This window comes from Enterovibrio norvegicus DSM 15893, assembly GCF_900115495.1.
In the GTDB taxonomy this organism is placed as follows: domain Bacteria; phylum Pseudomonadota; class Gammaproteobacteria; order Enterobacterales; family Vibrionaceae; genus Enterovibrio; species Enterovibrio norvegicus.
The window spans coordinates 1-1079 of record NZ_FOWR01000098.1 but is presented as its reverse complement, the minus strand read 5'-3'; the positions used below and the strand labels follow the sequence as shown (position 1 = coordinate 1079).

Sequence of the window (1079 nt, the reverse complement as noted above, 5' to 3'; positions counted from 1 at the left end):
CATCAATGAGCAGCAATATCAGTGGGCTATGCTCGAATATCAGAGGCTGACACATTCGTCAGGGTTGGGCGAATTATGAGGGGATCCTTCAGCGTCGCAATAACGGGCGCGTACCAAACCGCCCAAAACTGCTTTAATCCTATGTATTAATGACACTTTACAAAGCTTCCGCAGTGACAAAAGCGTCCGAATTTATTGGTTTGTTATACGCGGCTAACACCGTTTACCAAGATGTTAAGCCAAAGTGTTTGCCAGCGTTCAACTTTTTCTCTTGCTCCTAGTTGTTTAGGAGAAGCAATAGTAGACTTTTGCAGTAATGAAAAATCAAATAGTAGCGTGGAGTTTAAAGCACCAATCAGTTTATTCTCAAGTTGTAAAGAAGTTGCAATTACCGACTTACAACTACTGCAAGTAATAAAGCTTGCTTGACCGGAGCCTTGTCGCTGTACTTCAAGAGGCTTAACACTTTCTATTTCTAACTCTCCATCTGGATGCGAAAGATAAGAAATATTTCTAGCGACACAAAAGTCACAGTCACATGCTCTTGGCCTATAGTATTCCAACTTTTCAGGGAGGTTTATTTTGACCCGCGTTTCCCCACAACTACACTGTCCTAAACTTGAATTCACACCTGAATCCTCCCAGCACACATAACGTTCGAATAACGGGCGTTTACTAGCCAAAACTGATTGAAGCGCCTTAATCACAGCGTTTCTATGAAAAATGCGCCACGAGTAAACGTCCACGTTGATTTGCTTGTTAAGCATCATTCTCTTAGGACGATGCCCTAACCCTATACTGAAAATTTAGTACTGGGTAGACTCTAGGGAGAGTGCTTGGGAGTATCGGTAAAGTGACGAAAAATTCAAAATCCCTCGCTTTAATCAACCCAAAGTTTGAAATCATACGCGATACCAGTTCACTCCTGCACATCAACGTTACAGAGGCAAAGTCTTCATGGAATTGGATAAATCCAATTGGGTATTTTCCTGATAACAAACGTATGAATAGCCACCGACTCAGTAGACACCTTTGAGCCTTTCTTCGTACTGCTTTTCATACTCTACAGGTGACATTTG

1 protein-coding gene is annotated in these 1079 nt (G+C 42.0%); it reads right to left on the bottom strand.

The genetic code is table 11. The features are described from left to right. Window positions 1–203 precede the first annotated feature (203 nt). The gene (locus BM082_RS24570) at window positions 204–629 is read right to left on the bottom strand and encodes a hypothetical protein (RefSeq protein WP_074929008.1); all 426 of its coding nucleotides are present in this window, start codon (window positions 627–629) and stop codon (window positions 204–206) included. Window positions 630–1079 lie beyond the last annotated feature (450 nt).